Source organism: Pseudoduganella aquatica (assembly GCF_009857595.1).
Taxonomy (GTDB): domain Bacteria; phylum Pseudomonadota; class Gammaproteobacteria; order Burkholderiales; family Burkholderiaceae_D; genus Rugamonas; species Rugamonas aquatica_A.
In genome coordinates, this window is sequence record NZ_WWCU01000026.1 from 57,290 (window position 1) to 73,947 (window position 16,658).

General features: G+C 65.6%; 14 protein-coding genes. 3 read left to right on the top strand and 11 right to left on the bottom strand.

The window, feature by feature from the left end; all coding sequences use genetic code 11:
- Window positions 1–69: 69 nt before the first annotated feature.
- The 3 genes from GTP77_RS20525 to leuA form a co-directional block, all read right to left on the bottom strand.
- Complete coding sequence (locus tag GTP77_RS20525; RefSeq protein ID WP_161074009.1) at window positions 70–1,665, bottom strand: methyl-accepting chemotaxis protein; 1,596 nt, start codon at window positions 1,663–1,665, stop codon at window positions 70–72.
- Window positions 1,666–1,754: 89 nt separating this feature from the next.
- Entirely contained in the window at window positions 1,755–2,264 is a 510-nt protein-coding gene (locus GTP77_RS20530; RefSeq protein ID WP_161074010.1) for a hypothetical protein, read from the bottom strand.
- A gap of 200 nt (window positions 2,265–2,464) precedes the next feature.
- Window positions 2,465–4,165 (bottom strand): 2-isopropylmalate synthase, encoded by a 1,701-nt coding sequence (gene leuA / locus GTP77_RS20535; RefSeq protein ID WP_161074011.1) that lies wholly within the window; start codon window positions 4,163–4,165, stop codon window positions 2,465–2,467.
- 486 nt (window positions 4,166–4,651) lie between these two features.
- Here leuA and GTP77_RS20540 point away from each other — a divergent pair, with 486 nt between their 5' ends.
- From GTP77_RS20540 to GTP77_RS20550, 3 genes are all read left to right on the top strand, one after another.
- Window positions 4,652–5,473, top strand: coding sequence for a glycosyltransferase family 2 protein (locus tag GTP77_RS20540; protein ID WP_161074012.1), 822 nt, complete (start codon window positions 4,652–4,654; stop codon window positions 5,471–5,473).
- 48 nt (window positions 5,474–5,521) lie between these two features.
- On the top strand, window positions 5,522–7,177 hold the full coding sequence (locus GTP77_RS20545) for a glycosyltransferase family 4 protein (RefSeq protein WP_161074013.1): 1,656 nt from the start codon (window positions 5,522–5,524) through the stop codon (window positions 7,175–7,177).
- A gap of 105 nt (window positions 7,178–7,282) precedes the next feature.
- Entirely contained in the window at window positions 7,283–8,608 is a 1,326-nt protein-coding gene (locus tag GTP77_RS20550) for a glycosyltransferase (RefSeq protein ID WP_161074014.1), read from the top strand.
- Between the two features lie 18 nt (window positions 8,609–8,626).
- On the opposite strand, the gene GTP77_RS20555 is transcribed toward GTP77_RS20550, so the two are convergent.
- From GTP77_RS20555 to selD, 8 genes are all read right to left on the bottom strand, one after another.
- Window positions 8,627–9,772, bottom strand: a complete 1,146-nt coding sequence (locus tag GTP77_RS20555) for a DegT/DnrJ/EryC1/StrS family aminotransferase (protein ID WP_161074037.1) — start codon at window positions 9,770–9,772, stop codon at window positions 8,627–8,629.
- A gap of 48 nt (window positions 9,773–9,820) precedes the next feature.
- Window positions 9,821–11,812 (bottom strand): glycosyltransferase family 4 protein, encoded by a 1,992-nt coding sequence (locus GTP77_RS20560; protein ID WP_161074015.1) that lies wholly within the window; start codon window positions 11,810–11,812, stop codon window positions 9,821–9,823.
- Window positions 11,812–12,435 (bottom strand): acetyltransferase, encoded by a 624-nt coding sequence (locus GTP77_RS20565; protein WP_161074016.1) that lies wholly within the window; start codon window positions 12,433–12,435, stop codon window positions 11,812–11,814. The genes GTP77_RS20560 and GTP77_RS20565 overlap by 1 nt, the downstream gene beginning before the upstream one ends.
- Window positions 12,435–13,730: a class I adenylate-forming enzyme family protein gene (locus GTP77_RS20570; RefSeq protein ID WP_161074017.1), complete on the bottom strand. Its 1,296-nt coding sequence runs from the start codon at window positions 13,728–13,730 to the stop codon at window positions 12,435–12,437. The genes GTP77_RS20565 and GTP77_RS20570 overlap by 1 nt, the downstream gene beginning before the upstream one ends.
- A complete protein-coding gene (locus GTP77_RS20575; RefSeq protein ID WP_161074018.1) occupies window positions 13,730–14,407 on the bottom strand; it encodes an SDR family NAD(P)-dependent oxidoreductase in 678 nt (225 codons plus the stop codon). Before GTP77_RS20575 ends, GTP77_RS20570 begins: the two co-directional genes overlap by 1 nt.
- Window positions 14,404–14,688 carry an acyl carrier protein gene (locus GTP77_RS20580; RefSeq protein WP_161074019.1) on the bottom strand — a complete coding sequence of 95 codons (285 nt, stop codon included), beginning with the start codon at window positions 14,686–14,688 and terminating at the stop codon, window positions 14,404–14,406. The genes GTP77_RS20575 and GTP77_RS20580 overlap by 4 nt, the downstream gene beginning before the upstream one ends.
- Before the next feature lie 127 nt (window positions 14,689–14,815).
- The gene (locus tag GTP77_RS20585) at window positions 14,816–15,439 is read right to left on the bottom strand and encodes a class I SAM-dependent methyltransferase (RefSeq protein ID WP_161074020.1); all 624 of its coding nucleotides are present in this window, start codon (window positions 15,437–15,439) and stop codon (window positions 14,816–14,818) included.
- A 160-nt stretch (window positions 15,440–15,599) separates the two neighbouring features.
- On the bottom strand, window positions 15,600–16,643 hold the full coding sequence (gene selD, locus GTP77_RS20590; RefSeq protein WP_161074021.1) for a selenide, water dikinase SelD: 1,044 nt from the start codon (window positions 16,641–16,643) through the stop codon (window positions 15,600–15,602).
- Window positions 16,644–16,658 lie beyond the last annotated feature (15 nt).

Genomic DNA, 16,658 nt, shown 5'->3' on the forward strand with positions numbered 1-16,658 from the left:
GCGGTTTCCGCTAACCCGCCCTACGCGGTTGCGAGGTTGCGAGGTTGCGACGTCCTGCGGCTGGACGGCTTATGCCGCAAGGCGGCGCGGGGCGGGGCGGTGGCGCGCCTGGGCCGGGCCTTCCGCCAGGCGGAACTGGCTGACCACGTCTTTCAGCGCGCCGGCCTGGTCCTGCATGGCGGCTGCAGCGGCGGCGGCTTCTTCCACCAGCGCGGCGTTCTGCTGCGTGGTCTGGTCCATTTGCGAGATGGCGACGTTGATCTGCTCGATGCCGTCGGTCTGCTCGTTGTTGGCGAGCGTGATTTCACCCACGATGTCGCTCACGCGCTGGACGCTGGCCACCACTTCGTCCATGGTGCTGCCGGCCTGCTCCACCAGCTTGGCGCCCACATCGACTTTCTCGACCGAATCGGCGATCAGCTCCTTGATTTCCTTGGCGGCGCTGGCCGAGCGCTGCGCCAGGTTGCGCACTTCGGACGCCACCACGGCGAAGCCGCGCCCCTGTTCACCCGCGCGCGCCGCTTCGACCGCCGCGTTCAGCGCCAGGATATTGGTCTGGAAGGCGATGCCGTCGATGACGGCGATAATGTCCACGATCTTGCGCGAGGAGGCGTTGATCGAGCCCATGGTGTCGACCACTTGCGACACGACGCTGCCGCCGCGCTGCGCCACGGCCGACGCGCTGCGCGCCAGTTCGTTGGCCTGGCGCGCGTTGTCGCTGTTGTTGCGCACGGTGGTGGTGAGTTCTATCATCGAGGAGGCGGTCTGTTCCAGGGCGCTGGCCTGCGCTTCGGTGCGCGAGGACAAATCCATATTGCCGCTGGCGATCTGGCTGGAGGCGCTGGCGATGGCGCCGGTGCCGTTGCGCACCTCGCCGACGATGCGCGCCAGGCTGCTGTTCATTTCACCCAGCGCCCCCAGCAGCTGGCCGGCTTCGCAGCGCGTGTCGGCCTTGATCTGGCTGGTCAGGTCGCCCGCCGCCACGGCGCGCGCCACTTGCAGCGCATGGCCGATAGGGGCGGTGATGGAGCGCGTTACGCGCCAGGCGAAGGCCACGCCCAGCAGCAGCGCCAGCGCGCCCAGGCCTGCCATCATGCGCCCCGCCATGCTGATATTGTCTTTCACCAGGCCGCTGTGCTCGACGACGATGCCGCGCTGCAGATCGTTGAGCTGTTTGACGCTGTTTTGCAGACTGCCCAGCGCGGGCAGGGTGTCGCTGCGCATGAACTGGGCGGCCTCGTCGCGCTGGCCGTCGGCGAGCATTTTTGCCACCTTGCTGAAGGACTGCACGTATTGCGCGCGCTGGGTCTTGATGGCCGCCAGCAGCGTCTTGCCTTCGTCGCGGAAGACCAGTTTGTCCAGCACTTCCAGTTCGGCGGAGATGATTTTCTTGTTGCCGTCGATCTGCTCCAGGATGCGCGCTTCGGCCGCCTTGTCGGTGGCGATGAACATTTCCAGCACCAGCGCCGAGTTGGCGCGCGTGGTGGCGGCGATGATGGCGGCGGCGTCGGCCTTGCGCCAGTCCTGGTCCACCATGGTGGCGTTCAGGTCGCCTATCTGCGCCAGCCGCTGCAGACCGATGCCGATCAGCACCGCCATCAGCAGCAGTACCATGCCAAATCCCAGTCCAAGCCGGGCGCCGATGTTCAGATTCGCCAGTTTCATGCCATTCTCCAAATTGTTGCAGTGCAAAAATAGTATATCAATATATTTCGAGGACTGCCGGAAACTGGCGGCGGGCCGCAGGCCGGCGTTCAGGGCTGTGGTTTTTCCAGCGCCTCCAGCACTTGCAGCACGGCGGCGCTGACGGCTTCGGGCTGCGCGAACAGGAGGGGCAGGCCGGTGTCCGGCAGCGCCACGCTGCGTCCGCGCGTGGACAGGCTGGCCAGATGCTGCGCTGCGGTGGCCTGTGCAGCGTCGCTGCGCGCCAGCACCACCAGCGGCAGGTCGCCGAAGGTTTTGCGCGCGGTGCGCAGCTGGCTGGCGCTGGCGGGCAGGTTGTCGATTTCGGAGGCGCGCGAGCGCCAGTAGGCGGGCTTGGCTATTTGCGCCGCCTGCGCGGCAGCCAGCTTGACGCCGGTTTCGCCGCCGGGGGCGTAGGCGCAAGCCGGCGCTGCGGTTATCTTGCCGCTGCTTGCTGCGTCCAGGCAGGCCAGTGCGGTATCGAGGGCCGCCGCTTGCGGGGCGGCCAGGGCCTCGTCCAGCGGCGGATCCACCAGCACCACGGGGCCGTCGATGCGCGCGTCCTTGATCAGGAAATTCAAATCCCTGCTGGCGTTACCCACCGAGGCGGCGCGCGTGCGCTTGGCCGGGCGGGGGTGCGGCGTGAGCGCTGGCGAAGAGGGAGTTTAAGAGGACAGCGGGGATCAGTTTGCGCATGTGAGGACTCGGATAAAGGTACAAGGGCGCCCTCCTGGGGCGCCCTTCAATATCCGGCTCTGGCGGCGGCTGGCCGGGACGTTTTTTATGCGGCGGCGCCGGCGTCCGCCGGGGCGGAGGCTGCTTCGCGCTGCTTGATCTGGCGGTTGACGGCGCTCAGCACGGCCTTGAAGGAGGCGGTGACGATGTTGCTGTCTATGCCCGCGCCGAACAGGGTGGGGCCGTTTTCCAGGCGCAGTTCAACATAGCAGGCCGCCTTGGCGTTGGCGCCGGAGCCGATCGAGTGCTCGTGGTAGTCCATCAGCTTGATGTCCAGGCCGAGCGCGTCGACGAAGGCGTCGATCGGGCCGTTGCCGCCGCCTTGCAGCGCCATGCTGGCGCCACGGTGGCTAAGGGCGATGTCGATCTGCACCGGCTCGTCGCTGGTGGTGTCTTCCTGCATCTTGTGCGAGCTGTAGGCGTAAGGCGCGGTCTGCTCCAGGTATTCCTGGCTGAAGATCTGGTGGATGCCTTCGGAGGTGATCTCCAGGCCGGTCTGGTCGGCCACGGCCTGAACGGCGCGGCTGAACTCGATCTGCAGGCGGCGCGGCAGCACCAGGCCGAAGTCCTGCTCGAGCAGATAGGCCATGCCGCCTTTGCCGGACTGGCTGTTCACGCGGATCACCGCGTCGTAGCTGCGGCCCAGATCTTGCGGGTCGATAGGCAGGTAAGGGATTTCCCAAGGCTGGTCCGGCTGCTGCTTGGCGAAGCCCTTCTTGATCGCATCCTGGTGCGAACCGGAGAAGGCGGTGAACACCAGGTCGCCCACGTATGGGTGGCGCGGGTGCACCGGCAGCTGGTTGCATTCCTCCACCAGCTTGCGCACGCTGTCGATGTCGGAGAAGTCCAGGCCAGGGTGCACGCCCTGGGTGTACAGGTTCAATGCCAGCGTCACCAGGTCCACGTTGCCGGTGCGCTCGCCGTTGCCGAACAGGCAGCCTTCCACGCGGTCGGCGCCGGCCATGACGGCCAGTTCGGCGGCGGCGATGGCGGTGCCGCGGTCGTTATGCGGGTGCACGGACAGGATCAGCGAATCGCGGCGCTCCAGCTTGCGCGACATCCATTCGATCTGGTCGGCATACACGTTAGGCGTGCTGCACTCCACCGTCGACGGCATGTTGATGATCATTTTCTTCTGCGGGGTCGGTTTCCAGATGGCGGAAACGGCGTCGCAGATATGCTTGGAGAAATCGAGTTCGGTGGTGGAGAACGATTCCGGCGTGTATTCAAAGCCCCAGTCGGTCTGCGGATGCTGGGCCACCAGCTCTTTCACCAGCGTGGTGCCGGTGGTGGCGATGTTGGTGATCTCTTCGCGCGACATGCCGAACACCACTTTGCGAAACACCGGCGCCACCGAGTTGTACAGGTGGACAATGGCGCGCTTGGCGCCCGCCGCCGCTTCCACGGTGCGGCGTATCAGTTCTTCGCGCGACTGGGTCAGCACGATGATGGTGACGTCGTCCGGAATGCGGTCTTCGTCGATCAGCTTGCGCACGAAGTCGAAGTCGGTCTGCGAGGCCGAAGGGAAGCCCACTTCGATTTCCTTGATGCCGATCTTGATCAGCATGTCAAAGAAGCGCAGCTTTTTCTCCGGGCTCATTGGCTCGATCAGCGCCTGGTTGCCGTCGCGCAGGTCGGTGCTCATCCAGATCGGCGGCTTGCTGATGACGGCGTTCGGCCAGGTGCGGTCGGTCAATTGGACAGCCGGGAAGGCGCGGTATTTCGCTGCTGGGTTTTGCAACATCATGTGGTACTCCTGAGTCTTCTGAATTTTTGGAAGGTAAAGCGCATTCGATGTGGCGCGGGCTGCCAGACGGCCACGGGACGCTAGGCCTGGCAACCGGTCGGTAGCGATAGCAGTAGCAGCGCGAAACCTTGAGAGGTGCGTGCGGTGCTACGGTGCGTGTGAATAGCCGTGGTGGACATCGGTGCAAACTTTCCTGATTTTTTGGGAGACTTGCGCAGCTTGTGGCCGGCGCAGGGGTACAACTGAGACGTGCTTTTTAGGCGCGTGCTAGTAGGCGCAGCGCTAGCGATAGGGCGCTAGGAGCCGGCAGCAGGAAAGCGGATAGGTGCGGATGCGGGAACATGGGCTTTAATGTAAGGGAGCTGCTTCCCGCTTGTCAAGCGAATTTGCGGCGGCGGGCAGGCCGATTAGCGCTTGACCAGCCGAATTGGCGACTCGTACAATGGTCTGTGTTGCTATAAGGCTATAGGGCCGGGAAGGTCGGGAATGATATTAGGGCTAGTTACCATACAGCGCGACCGCGGCCCCTGGCTGCTGGAGTGGTTTGCGTTTCATTACCTGGTTGGCTTCCGCAAGTTCTACTTTTACGCCCACATGTGCCAGGACGACACGGTAGAGATCCTGCTGAAGCTGAAAAAACGGCTCGACATCAACATCATCGCCTTGCCCTCGCCGGGCGACCGCATCCAGCTGCAGGCCTACCAGCACGCTTGCCAGAATTATATGAACGAAGTCGACTGGATGGGCTTCATCGACGGCGACGAGTTCCTGTTCCCGACCAAGGCCTACACCATGCAGGAAGCGCTGTGGCAGTACGACAGCATGCCGGCGTCGGCGCTCGGGGTCTACAACGTGAACTTCGGCAGCTCGGGCCACGTGGCCGAACCGGAAGGCCTGATCACCGAGAACTTCCGCATGCGCGCCGAGGACAGCTTCTACGCGCACAGCCGCGTGAAAAGCCTGGTCAAGGGCCGCCAGCAGACGGCGATTTCGTCCAGCGGCCACGTGTTCGCCACGCCCGGCGGCACCGTCGACGAGCAGATGCGGCCCATCACCTGGGGCTTTATGCCTGACTACGTGCCCAGCTACCGCCAGTTCCGCATGAACCACTACGTCTGCCAGAGCCGCGAATACTACGAGAAGCACAAGCGCGCCAGCGGCCATGCCGACGCCAGCGCCGCCGCCATCCGCGAGGAGGAATGGTGGAACGGCTTCAACACCAACCACCAGATGGACGACTCCATGGCGCGCTACAACGCCCGCTTGCGCGCTACCATGGAGGAGCTGCGCCTGGCCATGGAGGCCTAAGCGCGGCTGCCGCCCCGGCGGCCCGGACCATTTACGACAGCGACCCCAATGCGCAAAAAAATACTGATCGCCTGCAGCCATTTCTGGCCTTCCATCGGAGGGCTGGAGACGAGCATGGGGCAGCTGGGCGGCGAACTGGTGGCGGCCGGCTACGACGTCAGCGTGATGACGCTGGCTTTTCCGGGCCGCAGCGCGGACAGCCATGAGGGCGTGGCCATCATCAGCGTGGACATGCCGGCTTTCCAGCACGCCATCCGCGCGGCGGTGGCCTCCGGCGCCTACGACACCTGCTTGCTGATCCAGGATCCGCTGGGCACCATCGTCTGGAGCGTGGAGCAGCTCGCGCCGCCGGCGCATACGCGGGTGCTGGTGCAGCCCATCATCAACGAGGACGGCTACGCGCGCTGGAAGGACAAGCAGGACTTCCGCCAGCGCCTGGCCGCCATCCTGAAATCGTCCACCGCCGCGCTGACCATGACCAAGAGCGGGCCGGACCACCGCTTTATGCGGGAAGCCGGCGTGGAGCCGGTCTACCTGCCCAACGCCAGCAGCCAGGCCGTGCCGGCCGGCGATTTCCGCCAGCAGCTCGGCATTCCGGCCGACCGCTTCGTAATCCTGCATGTGGCCAATCTGTACTGGGTGAAGAACCACGTCGGCCTGATCGACGCCTTGCCCGACATGCCGGCCAACTGGCAGCTGGTGATGATAGGCACGCCCACCGGCGCCACCGACTGCGTGGCGGCGGTGCAGGCCAAGCTGGCCAGCCGCCCGGAAATCAAATACATCCCGGGCCTGCCGCCGGAGTGGGTGTCGGCCGCCATGCGCGCGGCGGACGTGGTGGTGCTGGCCTCGCACGGCGAGGGCTCGCCCATCACCCTGCTGGAGGCCATGTCGCACGGCAAGCCCTGGCTGGCCACGCCGCAGTGCGGCGCCGCCAACGACCATCTGGGCGGCTTCATCACGGACCTGCCCGGCTTTATGCCGCGCCTGCGGCAGCTGGCAGCGAACCGGGCGCTGCGCAAGGAGCTGGGCGAGATCAGCCGCGCGCACTGGAGCGAATGCTATGCCTGGCCCGTGGTGCTGCGCGGCTGGACGGACCTGATCGAAACCGGCCGCCTGCAGCGCTCCTTCGAGCCGGGCGCCGCCCTGGTCGAGCGCATGCGGCAGGTCCGCGCGGCGCTGGGGGATGCGGCTGTCCCTGCGGGCAATGCGCCGGAAGCGCTGCTGGGCGAGTTTGCGCGCCGCATCGATTTCGGCGCCTTCCATGTGGATGCCTACCGTGAAGGCCCGGTGCGTTTCGGCTGGGTGGGCACGGTGCCCGAGCGGCCGGATGAAGTGAACAGCCTGCTGATTCCCGCCATGGGCAGCCGGCACCAGATGGCCATCCTGGACGAGCAGGCGGCGCCGGCCCAGGCGGCGGCCTTCTTCCAGTCCATCGATGTGCTGCTGCTGACGTCGGAGCAGGACTATGCGCTGTCCGCCGCCGTTGCCGCCATGGCCTGCGGCGTGTACCTGCTGGGCGTGCGCCAGGGCCGCCTGGCCGAACTGCTGGAGCGGCAGCCCGGCGCGCAGCTGGCGGCGCCGTCCGGCGCCGCGCTGCACGAGGCCATGAACTGGTGCAGCGGGAACGGCGCGGAACTGCGGCGGCGCGGCTACAAGCAGGCGCAGCAGGTGGCGCTGCGCGCCGCCGGAGCCGCCCCGTAGTGTCCGGGCCGGCTGTTGCGGCGGCGCCGGCATGATTGACATTGCCTGCCAGATTGCATAAGGTCGTACTCTTTTCAACACCTAGCCGCCGTGCCGCAGCCTGATATGACGCAACACTTCCTGAACATCGGGGCCGGCAATGCCGCCTTGGCCGGCTTCGCGTCGGTATCCCAGGCGCCCGGCGCGGACTTGCAGCTCGACCTGTCGCAAGGCCTGCCGTTCGCGGATCACAGCATTGCCGGCATCCACTGCCAGAACCATCTTGAATACCTGAGCCAGGAGCAGGGCCTGTTGTTCCTGCGCGAGTGCCGGCGGGTGTTGGCGCGCGGCGCCATTCTGCGCGTTGCCACGCCGGATCTGGGCGCCATGCTGGCCACGTTTGCCGCGCAAAGCGCGCCCGGCGCGCCGGAGCACCAGTGGATCAACAATCCGGCCGAGGCGCTCAATCTGCAGATGCGGATGGAGGGGCGCCAGTGGACCTACAGCGCGCAGGACCTGCAGCGCGCCGCCATGCTTGCCGGACTGGACAGCGCGGTGCGGCGCCAGCCCGGAGAAAGCGGCATGGCGCCGCTGGCTGGCCAGGTGGCCGGCGCGCCCGGCCAGCTGATTATGGAATTCTTGCCGTGCAAGCCGGTGCTGGACGCCCAGCCCCTGGTGAGCATCGTGATTCCCGGCTACCGCGCGCGCTATTTCGAGGCCGCCTTGTCAAGTGCGCTGGCGCAGACTTATGCCCATACCGAGATCCTCGTACTGGACGACAGCGGCGATGGCGACATCCGCCAGCTGATCGAGGCCAGCGCGGGCGCCGGCCGGGTGCGCTACCTGAAGAACACTCCGCCGCTGGGCGAGGTGAAAAGCCTGACGCGCGGCATCCACGAGGCGCGCGGTGAACTGATCAAGCCGCTGTACGACGACGATGTGCTGCTGCCGCACTGCGTGGAACGCATGGTGCAAGGCATGCAGGCCTGCCCGGACGCCGCGCTGGCCATTTCGCGCCGCTACACCATCAACGCGGCTGGAGAGCGGTTCGAGGAACAGCTGCTGGCGGTAGCCAATGCCAGCTGCGAAATCAGCGGCTTGAGTCTGGCGGCCTTCACGCTGGCCACCGGCCGCAATTTCATCGGGCCGCCGTCGTCGGTCATGCTGCGGCGCGCGGACGCGCTGACCATGGCGCCCTCGGTGATGAGTTTCAGCGGCTTTGAAACCAAGGGGGCGGGCGACGTGGCGCTCTATCTGCACATGCTGGGCAGGGGCGAGTGCGTGTTCCTGGCCGACCTGCTGAGCGAGTTCCGCGTGCACGACAACCACACCTCCAGCGATCCGGCCATCTTCGCCCACGAGCGCAACAGCTGGATGTTCCTGAAACATCACGGCCGCCGCCTCGGGCTGATGCCCGCGGACACCAACCTGAAGATCAAGCGCGGCATTTAGCGCTGCCGGGGACTGGGCTCAGCCTGCGCGTATTAGCGAGATGATGCGTTCCAGGGCTTCTTCCGGCAGCGTCGGGTAGATCGGCAGGCAGATCACCTGGTCGGCGGCCTGGCGCGCCAGCGGCAGCGTCGAGCGCGCGGCCGACGGCAGGCCCCGGTACATGGGGAAGTCGCTGATGAGCGGATAGAAATAGCGCCGCGCATGGATGCCGTGCTCCTTGAGCCTGCGGTACAAGTCGTCCCGGCTACGGCTGTATTGCGGACCCACCATGATGGGGAAGTAGGCGTAGTTGGACACGCCCTCGTGTCCGCGCGGCACGCAGTGGATGCCGGCCACGCCGGCCAGTTCGCGACGGTAGCGCGCGTCGATCAGCTGGCGCTTCTGGATCGCCTGTTCCAGATCCTTCAGCTGCAGCAGTCCCAGCGCGGCGTTGAACTCGCTCATCTTGCCGTTGATGCCGGGCGCCACCACCGTCACCTCGTCCACAAAGCCGAAGTTCTTCAGATGGTCGATGCGCTGCTTGGTCTTGGCGTCCGGGCAGATGATGGCGCCGCCCTCGAAGGTGTTGAACACCTTGGTGGCGTGGAAGCTCAGCACCGCCAGGTCGCCGTAGTTGAGGATGCTGCCAGACTGGTTGCGCACGCCAAAGGCATGGGCCGCGTCGTAGATCACTTTCAGCCCGTAAGTGTCGGCGATGCGCTGGATTTCATCGACGTCGCAGGGCGTGCCGTAGCAGTGCACCGGCATGATGGCCGTGGTCTGCGGCGTGATGGCCGCTTCGATGTTGCGCGGGTCGAGGTTTAGCGTGACCGGGTCGACGTCGACGAACACCGGCTTCACCCCGGTCCACAGCAGCGAGTGCGCGGTGGCGACGAAGGAATACGGCGTGGTGATCACTTCGCCGGTGATACGCAGGGCCTGCAAGGCGGTGATCAGCGCGATGGTGGCGTTGGTGAACAGGGACACGTGCCGCACGCCCAGGTGACGGCACAGCTCGGCTTCCAGCTGCTGGTGGAAGGGGCCGCCGTTGGTCAGCGTTTTGCTGTCCCAGATCTGCTGCAGGTAGGGAATGAATTCTTCCAGGGGCGGCAGGGTGGGCTCGGTGACGTAGATAGGTTTCATAGGGCGTATGGTGGGGCGGTGGGGCAATGGGCTTAGCGTCATCATCTCCCACGGCAAGTTGTTTTGGCAAGCAATCCCTGGCTACCGGGCTCAGCTTGCCGAGATCGCGTGTTCCAGTAGACTCAGCCTTGGCGCCATTTGGGTATCGAGGTTCAGTACCCGCCGCAAACTGGCCGCGCCCTGCGCGGACAGCGCGTAGAGCGCCCCCGGGTCGCGATAGTACGCCGCGATCTGCTGCACAATGCTGTGTGGCTCGGGCTGGACTATCACCAAGTCGGTGCCGTCGGCGAAGGGATTGAGCTGCAACGGGTCGGAAACGAACAAGGCCACCTCGTTGACGCCCGCCTCCAGGGCGGCGCCGGTGGGGAAACCGTCGAAACTGCCTGGCGACAGGATAAAGGGCCGGTTGGGCGAGAGCAGGATGTCCATCGAGCGGTAGAGCTGGTGCAGCGCCTCGGTGTGCAGCGAGCCGTGAAACACGATGCTGCGGCCCAGTTCGCTGACGTCGATGACGTCCGGCGTGAAGTTGCCGATCACATGGAACACCATGTCGGCGTGCCGTGCGTGCAGCAGCTTGGCCACGGCGACGAACACATCGTAGCCCTTGTCGATGCCTTGCGGACTGTATTGGTAGGCCGAAAAGCAGATGTCGAATTGCGCCTTTTGCGCCGGGAACTTCAGCTTGGGCGCCGGATAGGTCTCGGGCACCGAGTTGACGCCGCCGTAGACAAATTCAATTTGCTCGGCACGGCAGAATTGCTTGCGGATCAGGTAATCGTAGGTGATTTTCTGTGTGCACAGCACCTTGCGGAAGCAGGGCGACGACAACACCCGGCGCAGCTTGCGGTCGGACTCCTCGCCGTCGATGGCGAAGCCGCCGCCGGGGTACAGGCAAAAAATGAAGGGCGTTCCGGCCCGTTCCAGCGCCGGACAGAAAGTGTAGGCGTTGTTGATGAACACCATGTACGCCACCCTGGCCGGCTCGAGCCAGCGCGGATCGCCTAGCCTGACCTTGCCGGCGTGTTCGGGATACCGGGTTTCGTACTCCTGGCGCGCCGGCCCCATGCCTTCCTGCTGGCGATGCGGCGGGAAGGACGTGGCGGTCGAGTGGACCGCCGCCCGCTCGAAATGGCTGAGATAGCAATTGTATTCGGCGATGCGGAAGGCCGATGTCAGCAGCGGGAAGATATCGTCCAGTATCAGCAGGTCCAGCGGCGCGGCGGCAGCCTGCGGCGGGCACTGCGCCATTTCCCGGTGCAGCAGCGCGCTCCAGGCCGGCGCCAGCAGCGCCCAGTTGTGTTCCATCGCCACGCGCTGCGCGTTGCGCATCCCGGCCACGCGGATGTGCTCCACCTGCTGGCCGCACCAGTTCAGGCCCGCCCGCAGCGCCGGCGCGGAAGGAGCCAGCACCAGGCCGCCCAGGTGGCCGGCGATACAGGCGGGCAGGACCACCGGGCTGAGGCACAGCGCAAAGGCGCCACAGGCGGCCGCCTCCAGCAGTTGCTGCGCCGCCAGCTCCAGGTCCGACAGCACGATCAGGACATCGATGGAGTTGTAAAAGGCAGCCAGCATCTGCGGGCTGGACTGGCCGCTGATGACGCTGATTTGGTAGGCGTCGCCCAGCGCCTCGGCCAGCAGCGCCAGTTCGGCCTTGCCCGGCGCGCCGGCATCGCCCACCCAGCCCAGGCGCAGCGCGCCGGTGCGGTGGGCTTGCACGTTGAAGATAGAGAAATCCACGCCGCGCGCCATGGGGCGCAGGGCCGGGAAAATATCGGCCTGCTGCGCGGCGGCGGTATGGCGGTCAACGATAAACGACCTGGCGCCCAGCAGCGCCTCCGGCCCGGCGGCAGAGGCAGCGGCGGTCAGGTAGCGCAGCGTGCTGGCGGCACCGGCGGCGGGCGATGCCGCCCCGGCGGGGCGGAAATCGAGCAGCAGCTCGAACGGCGGCACAGCTGGTTCATTGCCGGCGGCCAGCACGGTGAACTGGAACTCCTGCTCCAGCGCGGCCATCAGGCAGCGGGCGACGCTGTGCGTGCCCGGATCGTGCTCGTCCAGCAAGACACCGATATTTTTTCTTGCCATTATTCGAACGCGCGCATGCGTTTGGCCGGATTGCCCATCATGGTGGCGCCCGCCGTCACGCGGGCCATGACCAGCGCGCCCGACGCGATGGTGGCATCCGCCCCGACCCGCACTTTCTGCAGGATGGTGGCGTTCGAGCCCACCAGCACGGCGCTGTCGAGGGCGGCATTGCCGCCGATCTGCGCGCCGGGATTGACCTGGCAGTAGTCGCCGAGGACGGCGTCGTGGCCGATGCCGCAGCCGAAGTTCAGATAGCTGCACCGGCCCACCACCACGCCGGGGCCGACGGTGCAGTTCGGCGCCACGATGACGCCGTCGCCCAGCTGGCTGGCCGGCGCCACGCTGCTGGACGGATGGACAAAACTCGGGAAGCTGAAGCCGGCCTGCAGCAGGCGCTCATGCATCTGCCGTTTCACCGCCGGGGAGCCGATCGCCAGGAACGCGAGCCGCGTGCCGGCCTGCTCCGGCGTGACCTGGTCGATGAAGATGCGGCCCGGCAGCCGGTAGGCCGCGTGTTCTTCTGCATTATTGCTGAGATAGCCGGCGACCGTGTAGCGCGCGGCGCACCAGGCGGTGAATTCACGTGCCAGGCCGCCGGTGCCGATGATCAGGACAGATTCCATTATGCTTTCTTAAAACGGTGGCCCACCGCCACCTGGCCGATCTTGATGCGCTTGGGGACCATGTGCGGCTGCAGGCGCGACTTCAGGAAGGCCATCAGCGCATCCTTGTCGACCTCCTGGCCGTCGGCCGCCTGCACGCTCAGTTCCACGTGCTGGCCCGTAATGGGATTGCTGCGCGCATGCGCCGTCACCAGCGACACGCCGGGATACTCCAGCACCGCGCGCTCGACTTCGGACGCCATGAACTTCAGCCCGGCCACGTTGATCACGTCGCTGATGCGGCCCACCACCTTGTAGTGGCCGTCCTTGCTTTCGACCACGTCCTTGGTGTCATACCAGCCCTCGGCGTCGAACGGCGAGGGGGCGTTCAGGTAGCCCAGCATGCGCGACTGCGAGCGGATCTTCAGCACGCCGTCCACCACCTTGGTTTCCACGCCTTCGCCGCCGACTTTCATGAACAGACTGTCGCGCCGCTCCGATTTCACGCGCACGATGCCGAGTTCGGACATGCCGAAGGTCTGGCGGAAATCGACGTCCGGCAACAGGCGGCACAATTCGCTCAAGGTGGGCTGGTCCATGCGCTCGGTGCCGTAGGTGATCACGTTCAGGCAGGCCGGCACCTGGTCCGGAATGGCGCCGCTCATGAGCATCATGCGCAGGAAAGTGGGCGTGGTCGGCAGCACTTCGACCGCGTGCTCGCGGCAAGTGTCCAGAATGGCGTGCACGGTGCGGCTGCCCGGCGCCACCACCACGCCGCGGTTGAATAGCGTGTGCAACAGGGTGTTGATGCCGCCGATATGGTCGAACAGCAGGAAATTAATGGTGCGCAGCGTCGGGCGCGGCGTCTCGAAGCGCTGCAGGAACAGGGCCAGATCGTGCAGTATGGCTTTGGGCCGCCCGGTGGTGCCGGTGGAGAACAGGACCAGGCCGGCGTGCCCGCGCTCGCGCAGGGCCGCGATCAATTCATGGTGGCGGGTGCCGGGGCGGCGCCGCACCTGGCCGCCTTCGATCACGACATCGACCTGGGCCGTATCGAAAAAATATTCATGCTCGTGCGCCGTTTCGGCCGTCAACGGCACCACGATGGTGTCGAGGTCGATCAGGCGCAGCAGGGTGAGGATGGAGGCGGGCGTGAAATCGCCGATCAGGGCCACCACGTCGCCGGGCCGGACCCCCGACAGGTCGGCCGCAGGCTGGGCCAGGATGTCCGCAAAGCGCAGCGCGCCGTTCTGATGGATGAAGAACGGGGTATCGCAGCCGTCCCAGACTTTGCTTAACTTGGCAATCAGTTCCATCAGACACCCCCCACGTTGAGAATCTGGCCCGACAGCGATCGGCTTTTGGGATCGAGCAGCAGTTCCGTCAAGTCGCACACCGCGTCCGCCGTGAACTGGGTCGGGATAATTTGCTGGGCCACGATATTGGCAATCTGCGCAGGGGTGATGCCCTTGAGCAGGCTGGTGTCGATGGGACCCGGCGCGATGCAATTGACGTTGACGCCGAAGTCCGCCATTTCGCGCGCAAATGCCCGCGTAAAGCCTTCAACGCCGGCTTTCGAGGCCGCGTAGATCGACTCGCCCTTCAAGCCCAGCGCCACCGCAATGGTCGAGAAATTGATGATGGCGCCGCCGCGGTTGCGTATCATCAGCGGCGCAAAATGCTGGCAGCAATAGATGGTGCCGAGCAGATTGGTTGCCATGATGCGCTGCGAGACGCTCTCCGGCGTGGTCAGCGCCAGATTCATGGAGGCGATGCCGGCTGCGTTGATCAGCCCGTGCACCGGCTGGCCGGTGCGGCGTATGGCTTTCGCCGCCTGTTTCACCGTGTCGTAGGACGCGACGTCGCAATCCTGGGCCGGGAAGGGCAGGCCGCTGGTGTCGCGCGCCAGTCCGAATACCTCGATATTGCTTTGCAGGAGGCGGTCGCAGATCGCCCGCCCCAGGCCACGGCTGGCGCCGGTGACGACGATCATTGTTTGCCGCGCATCTGCGCGAGGAATTCATCGGCCAGGGCGCCCGCCGCGCGGAACATGCTGCGCGAGCGCGACATGGCGGCGTCGGAAGTCCAGTCGAAGTCGAAGCCGAGGTCGCCGCCCAGGTCTTCCAGCGCCAGGCACAGTTCCACCAGCTTCATGGAATCGAGCGCGCTGGCATCGCCTATCAGGGGGGTGTCGTCACCTACTTGCTGCAACATTCCTTCGGATAATTCCAGGATCGTCGCGTAGATTTTCTGTTTAAGTTCTTGCTCCTGCATGGAGACTCCTAAGGGAAGCAGGTGGATCAGGATGGTGATGCGGCGCGCGGCGGCTCACATCCTCATGGTACAGCTTCCCCGGCAATTTTCAAAGAGCGGGGGCCGCCGCAGCCTGGTACGGTTCGCCTCAGGCCTTGCGCCAGACCTGCCAGGTGCCGTGCTCGGACTCCAGTTTGCACTGCGCCGCCAGCAGCGGCAGGCAGCTACGCACCGAATCCCAGTCGGTGTCGTCCATGATGATCAGGCCGTTGTTCTTGATCTTGGGCAGGTAGTACAGGATGTCCTTGGCCACGAATTCAATGTCATGGTTGCCGTCGATGTGCAGCATGCCGATGCCGTCCGGCAGGTACTTGACGGCCACCTCGGAAGTTTCGCGCAGCAGCATGGCGTTGTTGCCCAGCCCCCACAGCGCAATGCGGCGCATATTGGAAATATAGCTATCCACCGTGTCCCAGGCGTCGATGATGTTGTTGACCACCACTTTCATTTCCGGCGTCAGGTCGTTTTCACGCGCACTCGACTTCAGGTAGGGATCGATGCCGATGACCTGACCGCCGATGGACTGTTGCGCCAGTGCCGTGGGGAAGAAGGAACGGCCTTTGTACACGCCGATTTCGACGGCGTAGTTGATATTCTCCGAGACGACGTATTCAGCCATCGCCAGCGCTTTTTCTGGCGGGCAGCCTCCGCCGCCGTCAGCCGGCAGGTGTTGCAGGGCGGTATCAATCAATTGGCGCAGTTCTGGGGTCATCGACCGGTCTCTCAAAAAAGTTGTGAAGGTTGGCGGGGCGTGAAGACAGGCTCCGCGTACAGCCCCCATCGTACAGGCTGCGGGCCGTTTTCAAAAGCAAAGGCAGAGCCCTGTTTCCTTGTCGCGACGCCGGATGCCCGGTGCGGCGTTTGCGCTGCGGTTACACCACCGTCACGCGCGCCGCGCCCGCCGCAGTGCGGCCGATGACGGCCGCGCCCTCGAAGCCCTCGCGCGCGAACAGCGCCAGCACCTCGTCCACGCTCGCCGCGTCGCAGGCCACCAGCAGGCCGCCGGAGGTTTGCGGGTCGGTCAGCAGCGCCTGCTGCGCCGGGGTGATGGCGGCGTCCAGCGCCACGTCCTGGCCGTAGGCGTCCCAGTTGCGGCCGGAGGCGCCGGTGAAATAGCCGTCCTTGGCCAGCTGCTCCACGCCGGGCAGCAGCGGAATGCGCGCCATCTCCAGCTGCGCTTCCAGGCCGGCGCCGCGCGCCAGCTCCAGCAGATGTCCCAGCAGGCCGAATCCGGTCACGTCGGTCATGGCGTGCACGCCCGGCATGGCCGACAGCGCCTGGCCCGGCTTGTTCAGCTTGGTGGTGTTGGCTATCATGGCGGCGTAGCCGTCCGCGTCCAGCTTGTCCTTCTTCAGCGCGGCCGACAGCACGCCCACGCCCAGCGGCTTGCCCAGCACCAGCACGTCGCCGGCCTGCGCACCGCTGTTGCGCTTGACCTTGGACGGATGCACCAGGCCCAGCACCACCAGGCCGTAGATGGGCTCCACCGAATCGATGGTGTGGCCGCCGGCGATGGGGATGCCGGCTTCGGCGCAGATGGATTCGCCGCCCCGGATAATCTGGCCTATGGTCTCGATCGGCAGCTTGTTGACCGGCATGCCGACCAGGGCCAGCGCCATGATGGGGGTGCCGCCCATGGCGTACACGTCCGAAATGGCGTTGGTGGCGGCAATGCGGCCGAAGTCGAAAGGATCGTCGACGATGGGCATGAAGAAGTCGGTGGTGGCGATCAGGGCCTGCTCGTCGTTGAGCTTGTAGACCGCCGCATCGTCCGAGGTCTCGATGCCGACCATCAGTTCCTTGGGAACCGGGAAGCCGTGGGAGTTTTTCAGGATTTCCGACAGCACGCCGGGCGCGATCTTGCAGCCGCAGCCGCCGCCGTGGGAAAAGGAGGTGAGTTTGATAGGTGTTTGCATAGGCCCGCCAATATA

Bases quoted from the DNA above. Each gene is read 5' to 3' on its own strand.
- GTP77_RS20525 (WP_161074009.1), bottom strand. From the start codon at position 1,665: ATGAAACTGGCGAATCTGAACATCGGCGCCCGGCTTGGACTGGGATTT.
- GTP77_RS20555 (WP_161074037.1), bottom strand. From the start codon at position 9,772: ATGACGCTAAGCCCATTGCCCCACCGCCCCACCATACGCCCTATGAAA.
- GTP77_RS20565 (WP_161074016.1), bottom strand. From the start codon at position 12,435: ATGGAATCTGTCCTGATCATCGGCACCGGCGGCCTGGCACGTGAATTC.
- GTP77_RS20585 (WP_161074020.1), bottom strand. From the start codon at position 15,439: ATGACCCCAGAACTGCGCCAATTGATTGATACCGCCCTGCAACACCTG.
- GTP77_RS20540 (WP_161074012.1), top strand. From the start codon at position 4,652: ATGATATTAGGGCTAGTTACCATACAGCGCGACCGCGGCCCCTGGCTG.
- GTP77_RS20570 (WP_161074017.1), bottom strand. From the start codon at position 13,730: ATGGAACTGATTGCCAAGTTAAGCAAAGTCTGGGACGGCTGCGATACC.
- GTP77_RS20560 (WP_161074015.1), bottom strand. From the start codon at position 11,812: ATGGCAAGAAAAAATATCGGTGTCTTGCTGGACGAGCACGATCCGGGC.
- GTP77_RS20545 (WP_161074013.1), top strand. From the start codon at position 5,522: ATGCGCAAAAAAATACTGATCGCCTGCAGCCATTTCTGGCCTTCCATC.
- GTP77_RS20575 (WP_161074018.1), bottom strand. From the start codon at position 14,407: ATGATCGTCGTCACCGGCGCCAGCCGTGGCCTGGGGCGGGCGATCTGC.
- selD (WP_161074021.1), bottom strand. From the start codon at position 16,643: ATGCAAACACCTATCAAACTCACCTCCTTTTCCCACGGCGGCGGCTGC.
- leuA (WP_161074011.1), bottom strand. From the start codon at position 4,165: ATGATGTTGCAAAACCCAGCAGCGAAATACCGCGCCTTCCCGGCTGTC.
- GTP77_RS20550 (WP_161074014.1), top strand. From the start codon at position 7,283: ATGACGCAACACTTCCTGAACATCGGGGCCGGCAATGCCGCCTTGGCC.
- GTP77_RS20580 (WP_161074019.1), bottom strand. From the start codon at position 14,688: ATGCAGGAGCAAGAACTTAAACAGAAAATCTACGCGACGATCCTGGAA.